The following is a 15,069-nucleotide window of genomic DNA, read 5'->3' on the forward strand; positions in this document are numbered from 1 at the left end:
AGCGAGCGCTTCTGCAGCTGCCCGGAAGGGACGGCATGCCTAGGCGTAGGCGCTGCCGTCCCATTGATAGAACGCGAGCAGGTCTAGATCCAGTTCAACTCCAATCCCCGTTCCTTCAGGAAGGGTGACGGCACCGTTCTTCGGCCGCAGCGGGACAAGGCGGGTGAACGGATTGTCCATCACGTCCCATTCCACCGGCTCGATCGAATCCTTGTCCATTTTGGTCCACGGTTCGATACATGCCTGGGCGAACATGGCGTATAAGCGGGACAGCGCCCCGTCATAGGCATGCGGAGCCGCGCGCATGCCGAATGTGCGCGCCAGGCCTACCGTATGCCTGTATTCATCGATCCCGGCCATATGCATCGGATCGGGCGTAATGATATCTATCGCCCGGCGCGTCAGCAAGGGCAGGAAGGCCGCTGCCGAGCCAAGATTTTCTCCGCCGGCAATCGGGACGGCGATCCGCTGTCTCAGCAGCGCGTACTCTTCGACCTGCGCCACAGGAAGCGGCTCCTCCAGCCACATCAGATTGGGCCACGACTGCAGCAGCGGCTGCCATTGCAGCGCCGCCGTGGCGTCATAGCTCTGATTCGCGTCGAGGGCCAAGCCGATGCCGCTCGACAGCAGCTTCTGCACCTCCCGCACATGATCCTGATCCTCAGCGAGAGACTTTCCGCCGATTTTTAGCTTGATCTTGTCGAATCCGTCGCTCAATGCCCTTTCCACTTGCTGCAGGGACAGCTGCTTCCAATCCGCGTCTTTGCTGTACGATTGGAAAGACGCGTATACGGGCACGCGATCCCGCTGCTTGCCGCCCCACAGGCCGCATACCGACAGACCGGACGCTTGGGCCATAATTTCCGTGCATGCCATGCTGACGGCTGCAGCCGCGCGCGAATGCCAATTCTGGATCGTCCGCAGCCAAGTGCCGCGCTCGAAGACCGGCTTGCCTAGCATAAAAGGAATAATCCGCTCATGGAAGCCGGAGTGCAGCGTCGGCAGCCAGTCGGCGCATTCTCCCCATCCGGTAACGCCGGTGTCGGTTGTCACCCGGATCATATAACTCGTCCGGTACATTTTCGGGCCATTGGCATCGCCATATGGCCGGGCAAGACGATAGAAGAGCGGAAAGGTCTCGATCTGCTGTATCCGCAAGGAACGGATCCCCCTTATACGTCGTTTTGCCGCTTAGTATGTGCCGGGACGGTAATTTTATGAAAAAATAGGGAATTACGCCTTAGCGGGAGATTTCATTCCCCGTTCTGCCTTCATAATGATGGGCGTGGGGAGTGCTTCCATTCACGGTCGTGACTCCTTCGAACATATGAATATGCCCGCCGCCAGGCAGGGGAATGGCCGGACCCGTCGTGCCTCTGATAATATGCGAATGTCCGGCATTGAATGTGGTCTTCGCATGATAGTCATGCGTATGCTGCACTCCGCTCGGGGCCGGTTCCGTCGTTCCGGCGTATTCATGCCGATGACCGACATTTACGGACGTGATGCCGGAAAATTCATGTACATGCACAGGTCTCCCATTCCAAGAAGTAATATATAGCTTATGGGAGTGCTCCTTCCCCTCCTCGCTATGATGCACAAATCCGGTAACCGGGATTTCCATGATTGCAATCTCCTTCCATCGATGATTACCTACATCGTATGATTGGGGGAGTTCAATGGTACCGCTCAAGTCAAGCCAATTTTGCGGCTTCGGGACAAGCTGCGCCCCGGTGCTGACGGGGGATGCGGCGGCTGGGATTCCCGCCAAGAGCCCTCCTTGCACAGAACAAACCCGATCGGGCATGTTCGCCTGATCGGGTTAGCATCGTTCCGGGCTAGCCGGCTGCCGGAATCGGCACGATTACAGCCATTCTCCGAATTTACGGATATACCAGCTTTTGACCATCTGGGTCAGCACGCAATAACAGAGCAAGGTCGCGACAAGCCATGGGAAATACGACAGCGGCAGCGGCACCAGGCCGATGGCAGCGCCCATTCCCGTAAATGGAAGCGCCACTCCGCATGCCATGATTAGACTCGTCAGCAGCAGGACGGGTCTGCTCGCCGTGCTTTGGACAAATGGGATTTTCTCGGTGCGGATCATATGCACGATAAGCGTCTGCGACAGCAAGCCCTCGATGAACCAACCGGAATGGAACAGCGCCTGCTGATCGACGGAATTGGCCGAGAAGACATACCACATCAAGGCATACGTCGTAATATCGAAGATCGAGCTGATCGGACCGATGAACACCATAAATCGGCTGATCGATTTTGCATTCCATTTCTGCGGCTTCCGCAAATACTCTTTGTCCATTTTATCCCACGGAATCGAGAGCTGGGAGATATCATAGAACAGATTTTGCAGCAGCAAATGGATCGGCAGCATCGGCAGGAAGGGAAGGAAGGCGCTGGCTGCCAGGACGCTGAACATATTGCCGAAGTTGGAGCTCGCGGTCATTTTAATATATTTGATCATGTTGCCGAACGTCTTCCGTCCTTCGATGACGCCTTGCTCCAGCACCATTAAGCTTTTTTCCAGCAAGATCATATCCGCCGATTCCTTAGCGATATCGACCGCGGTATCGACAGAAATGCCTACGTCCGCTTCCTTCAGCGACACGGCGTCATTGATGCCGTCGCCCATGAACCCGACCGTATGGCCTCTGCTTTTGAGGACACGAACGATTCTCGCTTTTTGCAGCGGATTGATCTTGGCGAACACGGTAGTTAGCTCCGCGATCTCGGCCAGCTGCTCATCCGTCAGCGCATCCACGGCCTCACCAAGCAGAACCGCCTCGGTCCGGATCCCGACATCCTGGCATACTTTGCAGGCGACGGCCGCATTGTCTCCCGTGATAACTTTCACATTGACTCCGTTGTCTGCCAGTGCCCGGATAGCCTCCTTGGCGGAAGGCTTCGGCGGATCCAGGAAGGTGAGACAGCCAACCAGCACAAGGTTCTGCTCATCCTGGATTCCGTAGGGCTCCTCCCGGGATGGGACTCGCTTCATCGCTACGGCGAGTACGCGCAAGCCGTCTTCGTTCAGTTCCTGAGCGAGCCGCTGCGCTTTGTCCGCCCGCTCCGGCGTAAGCGGAACGACTTGGCCCTCCTCATAGACATGGGCGCAGATGTCGAGTATTTCTTCCATCGCTCCCTTGCACACGAGCAGATGCTCTTCCTGCGAGGCGCGGAGGACGACAGACATGCGGCGACGGTTGAAATCGAATGGAATCTCATCGAGCTTCTTATATTCATTTATCAAATGGGAATACTCGGTATGCTTCAATATGGCGGCATCCAGCAGATTAGACAGGCCGGTCTGATGGTAGCTGTTCAAGTAAGCATATTCCAGCACGCGTCTGTCCGGATTGCCGTTCGTGTCAAGATGCTGTTCCAGTACAATATGGTCTTCCGTCAACGTTCCCGTCTTGTCCGTACACAGAATATCCATCGCGCCAAGATTCTGGATCGCGTGGAGACGCTTCACGACGACTTTGTTGCGGGCCATTGTTGCCGCTCCTTTGGCCAGATTCCCGGCCACGACGACGGGCAGCATTTCGGGCGTCAGTCCGACGGCCACCGACAGGCCGAACAAGAGAGCGTCCCACCAGTCTCCCTTCGTGAATCCGTTGACGAAAAAGATAACCGGAACCATAATCAGCATGAAGCGGATTAGGAGATAGGTGATGCTCTTCACGCCGAGATCGAAGCTGGTGAGCGGAGCTTTGCCCGTCAGCTGGCTGGCCATTGAACCGAAGTACGTATCCGGACCCGTCGCAATTACGACGGCCGTCGCCGAGCCGCTGACGATATTCGTTCCCATGTAGCACATATTCGTTAACTCCAGCGCGTTGGCGGGATTGCTTCGGCGCGTATTCCCCGGCCGGGACATGCCGCTCGGCAGCGTATCGATTTTTTCGACCGGCATCGCTTCGCCCGTCAGGGCGGATTCCGCGGCATAGACATCCTTAGCGGCGAGTAGCCGGACATCCGCCGGGACCATGTCCCCGGCGGACAAGTGAATAATATCCCCGGGCACGAGCAGCTTGTTGTCGATGTCCTGGCGGCGGCCTTCCCGGCTAACCGTGGTCGTCGTGCTGACCAGGGCCCGCAGCTTCTCCGCCGTGCGCGCAGAACGGAATTCCTGGGTGAACGTGATGATGACGCTGACGGTGACCATAGTCGAAATAATAACTACGGCTTCGATATCCGAATCGGCTATATAAGAGAAGGCCGCAAGGAACAGCAGGATCAATATAAATGGATTGGCAAAGCAACTCAACAGTTGAATATACCATGCCGGCGGCTTTTCATGAGCCACTTCGTTTTTGCCGCAGTCCTCCATCCGGGCGTTAGCCTCGGCATCGCTCAGGCCCTCGGGGCGGGTGTTCCATTCCTCCATCACATCTTCTTCCAGCAATACGGAGGCCTGGATGAGGCGCTCTGCGATGCGTTTCGTCAGTTTATCTTTATTTTTCAAATTTTTCAATTTCCGTGCCATTGTCAATTCCTCCTCTCGCAGGTCATCTTAGAATCCCTACGGTATCGATTCGTTCGAACACAAACATAAAAAAGCTCCCCCTGTATTCCAGAGGGAGCCTGAACCGTCTACCGATGCGTTCAAGTCACATACGCATACTTAAATAAACCCGCCGCCATCGATTTTTTGCGGGGGAATGAAATAAGTCGGGTATCGCTTGAAGAGCAACAAGCAGACGGCTCTTCCTCAGTACAGGATGTTGTCGCCTATGCGGCTGTTGACTGCTAGGTCCGCTGTCCATGGACGCATTCCCCCTTTTCACAATAGAAATGAAAAAACCCTCCAGCAGAGCTAGAGGGTTGAAATACGCGCAGAAATAGAGACTACAACGTCATTTGCTCCCCCTAGTCTAGTTTTAGCACTATACAACGTAAAGAACGTCCGCTCTTAGCCACCTTAAGAAAAGCCTTAATCCGGCAGTTCCTGTTCTACCCATTGGTATCTTTCGATATTTCCGGGCAGTGGCCTATGTTTGTATAGGAGCCTCACCTAACGAGGATTTGATGAAAATTACTTTGTTATCATATGTCTTGTTTGAGTCGTTTGTCAATGGCAAGTCATCAAATGGAATAAATTATGATTTTCTTTTCGCTCTTCTCCGTTTTCTTGCGCTGGAGCAAAATACATCCTTCTCTTTTACGGGAAACACATGCTTGAAAACCGGCACACAGAAATGTTGATTAATGATCTCGATCGGGTGAACGACTTCGACCTTCTGCGGATGATACGTTTTGTTGAAGATATATTGAGGCGGATCGAATACCGCTTTGCTCGGGCAGAACTCTTCGCCTTTGCATCCATGAGACATGAGTCTCAGCTCCTCTCTCCCAATAGTGTCGAACCTAGTGCATTATATGCATGGCGTTTTGGCCTTGATTGGACATTCTTCCCGCAGACAGCCACCTAGAAATTGATAAACGCGGAATTGGAGGGACATTTGCAAGCAAGGGGTTGAAATTCGAGAAAAGATAGTTGATACTACAGCGAGAGGGCAGGAAGACAGGAAGATTATCATCAAGCTTCCTGCTCTACGAAGAGCGAAGCGGGGTAGACATTGTTGAAAGTCATCAAATCAGTGCTGGTCTTTCTATTGAGCTTGCTGCTGCTAGCGGGCTGCGGTCTGGACAGCAAGCCATCCGCGATTCCGGATTCGGGCAAGCAGGAGCTGACCGGCTTCGAAGAGGTTGCGAACTATATTAAGTCACACCAGCAATTGCCGGATAATTTCATCACGAAGGAGGAAGCCAAGAGGCTGGGCTGGGATGCCCGCCAAGGCAATCTGCACGAGGTTGCGCCAGGTAAAAGCATCGGCGGCGACATATTCCGCAACCGTGAAGGGAAGCTGCCCAAGCAAAAGGGCAGAATCTGGTATGAAGCGGATATCAACTATACGGAGGGCCATCGGGGGAAGGACAGAATTGTATTTTCCAACGACGGGCTGATCTATAAGACCGAAGATCATTATGAGACGTTCGAACCGATAGATTGAGAAAGGGGGGAGCCCGTGCGTAACGTAGTCGTAGAGGGAAGCTCCATCGAGAGCAAGGAGCAACTGCATACATTCCTGCAGGAAGCGCTCGAATTGCCGGAGCATTACGGCCGCAACCTGGACGCGCTATGGGATTGTCTTGCCGGATATGTCGAGCTGCCGCTTACGGTCACCTGGCTGGACTATGAGACAAGCGAGCAAAAATTGGGCGAATACGGCCGGAAGCTGCTCGATCTATTCGAAGAGGCGGCCGAGGAGATCGAAGGATTTTCGTTTGTCGTCCAGGCTTGAATAGACGGACGGAAAGACCGCTCCAGCACATAAAGTAACCGTTTCTGGGTCAAATGGAGGCATCGCCGCAACCATTGACAAGGAGACGGTTTTTTTGTGCATTTCGGGAGCCGGGACCAGTTCGACGAAGCCCGTTTTTTCCGCGAAAAGAGGACGTTCTCCCGCTGAACCAGGATAACAGTGAAAACGCGAGCTACAGCGAGCCCGGTAAAGAAAGCTGCTTCTGTAACCGCTGCCGCTTCCTCTACTCTTGCTAAAAAGGAATTTTTCTGCCTTTCCGCCTCCTTTACAAAGTGTAGAGGCAAGCGTAATATACGATTCATAAATTTCAAATATTTTCATTTCACAATCGCTGAGTTTCCGCAAGGAAAGCGGGGGAACCAACGGTGACGCCTGATCGGTGTGAGAGTCGATCAGCGGCACATGGGGTGAATCCTGAGCGCGGCGCCTAGGGCCGCATCACTCAGGTAGGGCGACTCTCACCGCCCGAATCCGACAGCTAACCTCGTAAGCGTTGTTGAGTGCGGCATTCCGCGATCCGCGGCTGCTGCGCTCATGAGGGAGAGGATGATGAACTTGTGACCATTGCGGCCGCAGGGGGGGTCCTCTGCGGTCTTTTTTATGCCAATTGCACATGATTGTCTGTATCGCTGAATCCCTGCACGGCAGGGAGCGGGGGAACCAACCGGATGTCTGGGCACATTCATGGGGTGAATCCCGGGGCATGCGGCGGCGCGAATGATGCGCCATGTCCCGAGGTAGGGCGACTCTCTCGCCCGAATCCGACAGCTAACCTCGTAAGCGTACCGAGAGAGGCAACGAACGTCGTGAAAGACACGGTTATTTTTGCTGTGCCTGGAAGCCGCGAGAAGAGTTCCTCTTGTTGCCGGCTTCTTTTTTTGTTGCTGTCTCCGGACGAAGAATCGGAGGAGAGAAGAAATGGGTCAACAGGAAGTCGTATTGGTGTCTGCGGCGAATGCCGCAGGCGAAGCGTTCGTCAAGCTGCTGGCGGAGAAGGACATTCCCTTCGCCGCCCTGGCGAACAACCGTGCGGAGCTGAAGCGGATGCGCGCTCTGGGCGCTCGCCATCTCATTATGCTTCATACGGCCGATGAGAAAACATGGGTCATCCCGCAGCTGGCCGTCGGCAAAATCTTTTTGTTCGAACGAAGCTTGAATCTGTGCTGCCGGTACCTGCAAATCTGCCGGATCTGGACGTCGAAGCCGATTTATGTTATTACGGAACATCCAAATCCGCGGCTCGTCTACCGCGGCTTGGGCGCCAACTATGTCATTTATACAGCGAGCCGGAATTATTCGTTCCTGGTAACGGACGATCTGGCCGCTCATTCCTAAGGAGGTATCCGCATGTCCGATCTCGTTATGGCTGTGCTCATTGCTGCGGCATTCGCCCTGTTCTATGGCTTCTTGGCCTGGTGCGGGCGGGTCGTGGATGAAGGAGGAGAGCGAGGATGATCGTTATCGGGATGGTTACTGTCTTTCTCTTCTTATATTTAGGCTACGCTCTGGTTCATCCGGAGAAATTCTGAGGCAGTAGAAGGAAATAAGGGAGGCAACCTCTATGGACTGGCTGCAAATCGCCGTCGTGCTGCTGGCGCTGTTATTGCTGGTGAAGCCGCTTGGCACTTATATATACCATGTGTTCTCCAATGAGCCCAATCGCACGGACCGGCTGTTCGGACCGGTGGAGAACGCGATTTACAGATTGGGCGGGCTTGCCCGCCGTCCGGATATGAGTTGGAAAAAATATATGTTCAGCCTGCTCGCCACGAATCTGATGCTCGTCGCGGTTAGCTACGTTATATTGCGGCTCCAGCATCTGCTGCCGCTCAATCCGAACGGAACGGATCGAATAGAGCACACGCTGGCGTTCAATACGGTCATCAGCTTCATGACCAACACGAATCTGCAGCATTATAGCGGCGAGACGGGATTGTCGTATTTCTCGCAAATGGCGGTCATTACGATGATGATGTTCACTTCCGCCGCAACCGGATTGACGGTGGCAATCGCGTTCATGCGCGGCTTGACGGGCCGGGCTATCGGCAACTTTTTTACCGATTTCGTCAAGGCGCACACGCGCCTTCTCCTGCCGCTCGCCATCGTGATGGCGCTCGTGCTGGGGGCGCTCAAGGTGCCGCAGACGCTGGCTCCGGTGACGGAAGCGGAGACGCTGCAGGGCGGGACGCAGCATATCGCTGCGGGCCCGGTCGCATCGCTTGTGTCCATCAAGCATCTCGGGACGAACGGCGGCGGCTTCTTCGGCGTCAACTCATCGCATCCGTTCGAGAATCCGTCTCCGCTGACGAACGTGCTCGAGATTCTGATGATGTGGTGCATTCCGGCCGCGCTTACGTATACATTCGGCCGCTTCGCGTCGAACCGGAAGCAGGGATGGGTTATTTTTAGCGCGATGTCCATTCTGTTCCTGCTGTTCCTGAGCCTGGCCTACTATGCCGAGAGCGCGGGCAATCCCGCATGGAGCGCGCTCGGGGTGGATGCGTCCCAGGGCAATATGGAAGGCAAGGAGGTACGCTTCGGCATCGCCCAGTCCGCGCTGTTCACGACGGTAACAACTGCCGCGACGACTGGTTCGGTCAACAATATGCACGACACGCTGACCCCGCTGGGCGGATTGGTGCCGCTCGCGCAGATGATGCTGAACTGCGTCTTCGGCGGGGACGGCGTCGGGCTGGTGAACATGCTGATGTATGCGATCCTGGCGGTGTTCCTCGCCGGACTGATGGTCGGGCGCACTCCCGAATTTCTGGGACGGAAGATCGAAGCGAAGGAAATGAAGCTGATTGCGATTGCCATCCTGGCGCATCCGCTGATCATATTGGCGCCGACCGCGATTGCGTTCGTTACCGATCTGGGCCGAGGGGCCATTACGAATCCGGGCTTCCACGGCATTACCCAGGTGCTGTACGAGTATACGTCCTCCGCCGCCAATAATGGTTCGGGCTTCGAAGGGCTGGGGGATAACACGCCGTTCTGGAATCTGTCGACCGGACTCGTCATGCTGCTGGGACGCTATATCTCGATGATCGCTCTGCTTGCCGTGGCCGGATCGCTGCTCCGCAAGCAGCCCGTTCCCGAGACGACCGGCACGTTCCGGACCGATAATAAGCTTTTCGTCGGTATTTTGGTCGGAACGGTGCTTATTATCGGGGCACTTACGTTCCTTCCGGCTGCCGTGCTTGGTCCTATCGCGGAGCATCTGACGCTCCGGAATCTGTGAGGTGAATCGGAAATGAATACGACAAATCGCAAGCGCATGCTGACGAAGGAAATCGTCAAGCAGGCAGGGAAGGACAGCCTTCGGAAGCTGAATCCGGTGACGATGATGAGAAATCCCGTCTTGTTCGTCGTCGAGGCCGGCACCTTCGTTGTCCTGCTGATGCTCTTGTTCCCGGGCTATTTCGGCACGAAGGAAACTATGGGCTTCAATCTGGCCGTGTTCCTGATTCTGCTGTTCACGCTGCTGTTCGCCAATGCCGCAGAGGCGTTGGCGGAAGGGCGGGGCAAGGCCCAGGCGGGCGCTCTGAAAAAATCGAAGGTGGGCATTGTGGCGAACAAGGTTACGGGAGACGGAGTTGCTATGGTGGCCGCATCGGAGCTGCGCAAGGGCGATATCGTCCTCGTCTCGCAAGGGGACGTGATTCCCGGTGACGGAGAAGTTATCGAGGGTCTCGCGTCTGTGGACGAATCCGCGATTACGGGGGAATCGGCTCCCGTAATCAAGGAAGCGGGCGGTGATTTCAGCTCGGTGACCGGCGGCACGCGCGTTGTCAGCGACGCCATCAAGGTACGAATCACGAGCGATCCGGGGGATACGTTCCTGGATCGGATGATCTCGCTCGTTGAAGGAGCGAAGCGGCAGAAGACGCCGAATGAGATCGCGCTCAATACGCTGCTGATCAGCTTGACGCTTATTTTCCTGATTGTGGTTGTCACTCTGGCCCCGATGGCGGCCTACCTGAATATTCAGCTCGATGCGGCGGTTCTCATTGCGCTTCTCGTCTGTCTGATTCCGACGACGATCGGCGGGCTGCTGTCTGCCATCGGGGTAGCCGGCATGGACCGGGTGACGCAGTACAATGTGCTGGCGATGTCCGGGAAAGCGGTGGAGGCCGCAGGGGATATCAACACAATGATCCTCGACAAGACCGGAACGATCACCTTCGGCAACCGGATGGCCAGCGAGTTCGTGCCTGTCGGGAATGAACAGCTGCGCACCGTGGCCGAATGGGCCGCGATTAGCTCCCTGAACGATGATACGCCTGAAGGCCGCTCCGTGCTGGAGTTGATGAAGAAGGAAAATCTTACGTTCGATCCTGCCCTTGCGGAGGGCGGGGAGTGGATTGAATTCAGAGCGGAGACCCGCATGAGCGGCGTCGATCTGAAGGACGGGCGCCAAGTGCGTAAAGGAGCCGTTGATGCAATCAAAAAATGGGCGGCCGCCCAAGGCGGGACGATCCCTGCGGATCTGGACGAGCAGGGGAACCGGATTGCCTCACAGGGCGGCACCCCGCTCGCGGTCACGGTAGACGGGCGGATTGCCGGACTGATTTATTTGAAGGATATGGTGAAGCCGGGCATGCGCGAACGCTTCGAGCAGCTTCGCAAGATGGGTATCAAGACGATCATGTGCACGGGCGACAACCCGCTGACCGCCGCGACCATCGCCGCCGAAGCCGGCGTGGACGACTACATCGCGGAGAGCAAGCCGGAGGACAAGATCGCCGTCATCCGCCGGGAGCAGGCGGCAGGCAAGCTGGTCGCCATGACCGGGGACGGTACGAATGACGCGCCGGCTTTGGCCCAGGCCGATGTGGGGCTGGCGATGAACAGCGGCACGATCGCCGCGAAGGAAGCGGCCAATATGATCGATCTCGATTCCGATCCTTCGAAGATCATCGAAGTGGTAGGGATCGGCAAGCAATTGCTCATGACACGGGGCGCGCTGACCACCTTCAGCATCGCGAACGATATCGCGAAGTATTTCGCGATTATCCCCGCCATGTTCATGGTCGCGATTCCCGAGATGAGGGCGCTGAATGTGATGGGCCTCGGTTCGCCCATGTCGGCCATATTATCGGCATTACTATTTAATGCCGTTATTATTCCGCTGCTGATTCCGCTGGCGATGAAGGGCGTCTCCTATCGTCCGGTGAGCTCCGGACGGCTGCTCAGCCGCAATCTGCTCATCTATGGCCTCGGCGGCGTCGCCGCGCCATTCATCGGCATCAAATTAATCGATCTGGTCGTTCATCTCTGGGTATAACCGAGTCGGGAAGGAAGAGTGAAAAATTATGATGAACCATTCTGTACAGGCGCCACAGGAGCAAGATGCCCGAAGCGGCGTATCGGCTGTCCTTAGCATAGCGCGGCTCAGTCTCGTCTTCATCGTGCTGTGCGGCATTCTCTATCCGCTCGCCTGCACCGGACTGCTGCAGGCCTTGGTGCCGGAGCGCGCCAATGGAAGTCTTATCCGTGACAGCAGCGGAGCCGTCATCGGCTCCGAGCTGATTGGCCAGCCGTACGACGATCCGCGCTATTTCCATGGCCGGATATCGAGCATCGCCTATCAGGCGGAAGCGTCCGGCTCGAATAACTATGCTCCGTCCAATCCGGAGCTGCTGGAACGGATGAAGGCATCCGTCCGCGACTGGGAGCGCGGCAATCCGGCTGATCCGGCCGCTCAGCTTCCGATCGATCTGGTCACCAACTCCGCTTCGGGCCTGGACCCGCATATTACGCCGGAGACGGCACGGGTTCAGATTCCGCGCATCAGCGGCTTGACCGGAATCGCGCCGGCGGAGCTGGAGAAGCTGGTTGGCGAGCATACGGAAGGGCGCGATCTCGGGCTCTTCGGCGAGCCGCGGGTTAATGTACTGGCCCTGAACCTGGATCTCCGGGCGCTGCTGGACCGGTAACGGAGCGGCGCTGCTCTGTTGCCGGTACGCTTATCGCCTTCGCCCAATCAGAAGCAGGGCTTTCCCAAAGGGGGGATCACGCGTGGAAGAACAACGGCGGCAGGCGCCGGATGAACGATTATTGCCGCTCCAGAATCGGAGGCACGGCAGCTTGAAGCTGTATATCGGCCCGGTCGATGGCTGCGGTAAGACGTATGAGCTGCTGCAGGAAGGGCAGCTGCTGAAGCGCCAGGGCGTCAATGTGGCGATCGCGGGCGGCTCAGGATTGGGCGCGGGCTTATACCCGGCGGGCCTGGCGGAATCGGGAGCGGAGCTTGAATCCATTCCCGGCATTCCGTGGCCTCCAGGGAATGCGGGCCAGCAGGATCTCGATGTGGAGGCGATCCTGGCCCGCAATCCGGACGTCCTGCTTGTTGACGGCTTAGCCCACCGCAACCGCCCGGAGGCGCGGCGCTGATCGCGGCTTGATGATATTCGCTGTCTGCTCGCCCATGGCATCAGCATCATTACGACGGTGAATGTCTATGAGCTGGACGGGGCGAATGAGGAGGCCCAGGCCTTGTCGGGCTTTGCGGGCGAAGCCGCGGTAAGCGCCGACGTGCTCGCGCTAGCCGACGAAGTGAGGCTCATCGACGTCACTCCGGAGACGATGATGGCCCGCTTGGCGGCGGCCGAGGGCGTAAGCAGGGAAGGAGCGGCGCTTGCGGGCGCCCCCGCATTCCAGCGCGATCAGGTGGCGCTGCTGCGGGAGCTTGCGCTGCGGCTGGTCGCCAAGGACGCGCACGCTTCGCTCGCGCAGCGCCGGGAAGCGAAGGGGATGGACGGCCCGGCCGGTTCGGCAGAGCGCATCCTCGTCGCCGTGCAGTATCACTGGAACGGCTCCCTCTATATTCGCCGCGGCCAGCAGATATCCAGGCGGCTTAATGGCGATATGCTGGCCGCCGCATTCATTCGGCCGGGGAAGAAGCTGTCCCGGGAGGAGCGCGCCTTCCGGCGCTCGATGCGGAAGCTGACGGAGAAGGTAGGCGGACGATTCGAGGAGCGTCCGCTTCCTTCCCGCCGCTTCTTACCGGACGCGCTTATCCGCTATGCGGCCGAGCGGCGGGTGACCCGGCTCGTACTGGGCCATTCCAAGCAGACCCGGCTCCAGGAGCTCTGGCACGGCTCCGCAGTCAATGGCCTGCTGCGGAGGATGGATCGTATCGATCTGTTCTTCATGGCGGATCGTACTCAATATGAAGGGGAACGTATGCTGGCCGCCAAGATGAGGAAGCCCGACATCGCTGCAAGCAAGGGACAGGCGGCCTTGCGGGAAGGTTGGGGTGGCGCCGCCGAGCCGAAGCGGGGCCGCTTCAAAGTATATGTCGGGGGCGCTCCCGGCGTGGGCAAGACGTACGCGATGCTGCGCGAGGGCAATGAGCTGCAGCGCAAAGGGCTCCATGTCGTGATCGGATTACTGGAGACGCACGGCCGCAGCGATACGCAGGCGCAAGTGGGAAGCCTCGCCATCGTGTCGCGCCGGATCGTCACGTATCGGGGAGCGCGCCTCGAGGAGATGGATACGGAGGCGGTGCTGCGCACCCGGCCGGATGTCGTGCTCGTGGACGAACTGGCTCACACCAATGTCCCGGGAAGCGCGCGGAAGAAGCGCTATATGGATGTGCTGGAGCTGCTGAACGCAGGAATATCCGTCATCTCAACCGTTAACGTGCAGCATCTTGAGAGCTTGAATGATGCCGTAGCGCAGTTGACCGGCATTCGCGTGCTCCATGCGGCGGATGAAGTACAGCTTATAGACGTGACTCCGCAGATGCTGCGGCAGCGGATGAGGGAGGGCAAAATCTATGCGAGGGAGAAGGTGGAACAGGCACTAAGCCATTTTTTCACAACGGAAAACCTGATCGCCCTGCGAGAACTGGCTCTGCGAGAGATCGCGGACGATGTCGACGAGCGGCTGGAATCATGGGAGCGGTCCTCTTCGCTGCGTGGACCTTGGCGCCGGCATGAGGCCATTATCGTCTGCGTCCCGAATGCGCAGCATGCGGAAACCTTGATTCGCCGCGGATTCCGCATCTCCTGGCGCCTCAAGGCCGAATGGCATGTGATCCATATTCGTCTCGAAGGGAGGGGAGCCACGGAGGAAGAGAACAGCCGGATCGCCCGGCTGGAGGAGATGACGGTTCGCTTGGGCGGGACATTCCAGGTTCATGAGGCGGCGAAGTCCGAGCGCATATACCAAGTCATTCTACGCCAAGCGGATGCATGCCGGGCGACGCAGCTTATCGTCGGCCAACCCAGGAAGAGGACACTGGCGGAAGAGCTAGTCCGCGGATCGACGGTCCGGTCGCTGCTGCGCCATGCGCGCGATATGGATGTGCTGGTCGTATCCTGCCAGTGACATGGCGGCTGATGATACGAATACCGTAGTTATGGCGAAATTTAAGCAACGATGTGTGCGGGCGCGGTTGCGATATGCCGCAATACAGCGACTTGGCAATAAGTGCAGGAAGCTTTTTAGGAAAGGAAGAGATCGGATGTTGACTATCGAAGCGTTGGATCATCTCGTCTTGACCGTGCAAGATATCGAAAAGACGTATAGAGGAGGGACCAGTGGTCCGCACGGGCGCTGTCGGCCGCATCATCTCGGTCTATGTGCGGGATCCGGATGGAAATCTGATCGAGATATCCGTCTATGTGGATAAATGAGCTCTGATCCGAAAGCATTTCGCGTCTGTCTCGCTTATTTACGGGAATAATCATCGCCTCCGCCTCATATGGTTCAA

At 57.1% G+C, this 15,069-nt stretch carries 11 protein-coding genes, 2 pseudogenes and 3 riboswitches; of the genes and pseudogenes, 9 read left to right on the forward strand and 4 right to left on the reverse strand.

The genetic code is table 11. The features are described 5' to 3' along the window. Positions 1–39 precede the first annotated feature (39 nt). The 4 genes from FLT43_RS01175 to FLT43_RS01190 all read right to left on the reverse strand — a co-directional run bounded on the left by FLT43_RS01175 (position 40) and on the right by FLT43_RS01190 (position 5,354). Positions 40–1,158, reverse strand: a complete 1,119-nt coding sequence (locus FLT43_RS01175) for a mandelate racemase/muconate lactonizing enzyme family protein (protein WP_087443718.1) — start codon at positions 1,156–1,158, stop codon at positions 40–42. Positions 1,159–1,240: 82 nt separating this feature from the next. Next, complete coding sequence (locus FLT43_RS01180; RefSeq protein WP_087443717.1) at positions 1,241–1,624, reverse strand: YmaF family protein; 384 nt, start codon at positions 1,622–1,624, stop codon at positions 1,241–1,243. A gap of 240 nt (positions 1,625–1,864) precedes the next feature. Continuing rightward, positions 1,865–4,507, reverse strand: a complete 2,643-nt coding sequence (gene mgtA / locus FLT43_RS01185; protein ID WP_087443716.1) for a magnesium-translocating P-type ATPase — start codon at positions 4,505–4,507, stop codon at positions 1,865–1,867. A 373-nt stretch (positions 4,508–4,880) separates the two neighbouring features. Then, positions 4,881–5,050: riboswitch (M-box (ykoK) riboswitch) on the reverse strand. Positions 5,051–5,120: 70 nt separating this feature from the next. Continuing rightward, positions 5,121–5,354 carry a hypothetical protein gene (locus FLT43_RS01190; protein WP_087443715.1) on the reverse strand — a complete coding sequence of 78 codons (234 nt, stop codon included), beginning with the start codon at positions 5,352–5,354 and terminating at the stop codon, positions 5,121–5,123. Between the two features lie 249 nt (positions 5,355–5,603). Here FLT43_RS01190 and FLT43_RS01195 point away from each other — a divergent pair, with 249 nt between their 5' ends. From FLT43_RS01195 to FLT43_RS29860, 9 genes and pseudogenes are all read left to right on the forward strand, one after another. Further along, positions 5,604–6,035: a ribonuclease domain-containing protein gene (locus FLT43_RS01195; protein ID WP_164776244.1), complete on the forward strand. Its 432-nt coding sequence runs from the start codon at positions 5,604–5,606 to the stop codon at positions 6,033–6,035. Positions 6,036–6,050: 15 nt separating this feature from the next. Further along, positions 6,051–6,326 carry a barstar family protein gene (locus FLT43_RS01200; RefSeq protein WP_087443713.1) on the forward strand — a complete coding sequence of 92 codons (276 nt, stop codon included), beginning with the start codon at positions 6,051–6,053 and terminating at the stop codon, positions 6,324–6,326. Between the two features lie 340 nt (positions 6,327–6,666). Beyond that, a riboswitch (cyclic di-AMP (ydaO/yuaA leader) is annotated at positions 6,667–6,855 on the forward strand. Between the two features lie 109 nt (positions 6,856–6,964). Then, positions 6,965–7,146: riboswitch (cyclic di-AMP (ydaO/yuaA leader) on the forward strand. A 119-nt stretch (positions 7,147–7,265) separates the two neighbouring features. Continuing rightward, complete coding sequence (locus FLT43_RS01205) at positions 7,266–7,682, forward strand: hypothetical protein (RefSeq protein WP_087443712.1); 417 nt, start codon at positions 7,266–7,268, stop codon at positions 7,680–7,682. 131 nt (positions 7,683–7,813) lie between these two features. Further along, on the forward strand, positions 7,814–7,876 hold the full coding sequence (locus FLT43_RS30730; RefSeq protein WP_369124651.1) for a potassium-transporting ATPase subunit F: 63 nt from the start codon (positions 7,814–7,816) through the stop codon (positions 7,874–7,876). Between the two features lie 32 nt (positions 7,877–7,908). Then, positions 7,909–9,588, forward strand: coding sequence for a potassium-transporting ATPase subunit KdpA (gene kdpA, locus FLT43_RS01215; RefSeq protein WP_087443711.1), 1,680 nt, complete (start codon positions 7,909–7,911; stop codon positions 9,586–9,588). Between the two features lie 12 nt (positions 9,589–9,600). Then, entirely contained in the window at positions 9,601–11,634 is a 2,034-nt protein-coding gene (gene kdpB / locus FLT43_RS01220; protein ID WP_087443710.1) for a potassium-transporting ATPase subunit KdpB, read from the forward strand. 31 nt (positions 11,635–11,665) lie between these two features. After that, positions 11,666–12,286: a potassium-transporting ATPase subunit KdpC gene (gene kdpC / locus FLT43_RS01225; RefSeq protein ID WP_164776248.1), complete on the forward strand. Its 621-nt coding sequence runs from the start codon at positions 11,666–11,668 to the stop codon at positions 12,284–12,286. Between the two features lie 82 nt (positions 12,287–12,368). Next, positions 12,369–14,684 (forward strand): annotated as a pseudogene (locus FLT43_RS01230) (universal stress protein). A gap of 197 nt (positions 14,685–14,881) precedes the next feature. Beyond that, positions 14,882–14,992 (forward strand): annotated as a pseudogene (locus FLT43_RS29860) (VOC family protein); the annotation flags it as partial. Between the last annotated feature and the right edge of the window lie 77 nt (positions 14,993–15,069).

This window comes from Paenibacillus thiaminolyticus (genome assembly GCF_007066085.1).
GTDB lineage: Bacteria > Bacillota > Bacilli > Paenibacillales > Paenibacillaceae > Paenibacillus_B > Paenibacillus_B thiaminolyticus.

Bases quoted from the DNA above. Each gene is read 5' to 3' on its own strand.
- FLT43_RS01180 (WP_087443717.1), bottom strand. From the start codon at position 1,624: ATGGAAATCCCGGTTACCGGATTTGTGCATCATAGCGAGGAGGGGAAG.
- mgtA (WP_087443716.1), bottom strand. From the start codon at position 4,507: ATGGCACGGAAATTGAAAAATTTGAAAAATAAAGATAAACTGACGAAA.
- FLT43_RS01190 (WP_087443715.1), bottom strand. From the start codon at position 5,354: ATGTCTCATGGATGCAAAGGCGAAGAGTTCTGCCCGAGCAAAGCGGTA.
- FLT43_RS01205 (WP_087443712.1), top strand. From the start codon at position 7,266: ATGGGTCAACAGGAAGTCGTATTGGTGTCTGCGGCGAATGCCGCAGGC.
- kdpA (WP_087443711.1), top strand. From the start codon at position 7,909: ATGGACTGGCTGCAAATCGCCGTCGTGCTGCTGGCGCTGTTATTGCTG.
- kdpB (WP_087443710.1), top strand. From the start codon at position 9,601: ATGAATACGACAAATCGCAAGCGCATGCTGACGAAGGAAATCGTCAAG.
- kdpC (WP_164776248.1), top strand. From the start codon at position 11,666: ATGAACCATTCTGTACAGGCGCCACAGGAGCAAGATGCCCGAAGCGGC.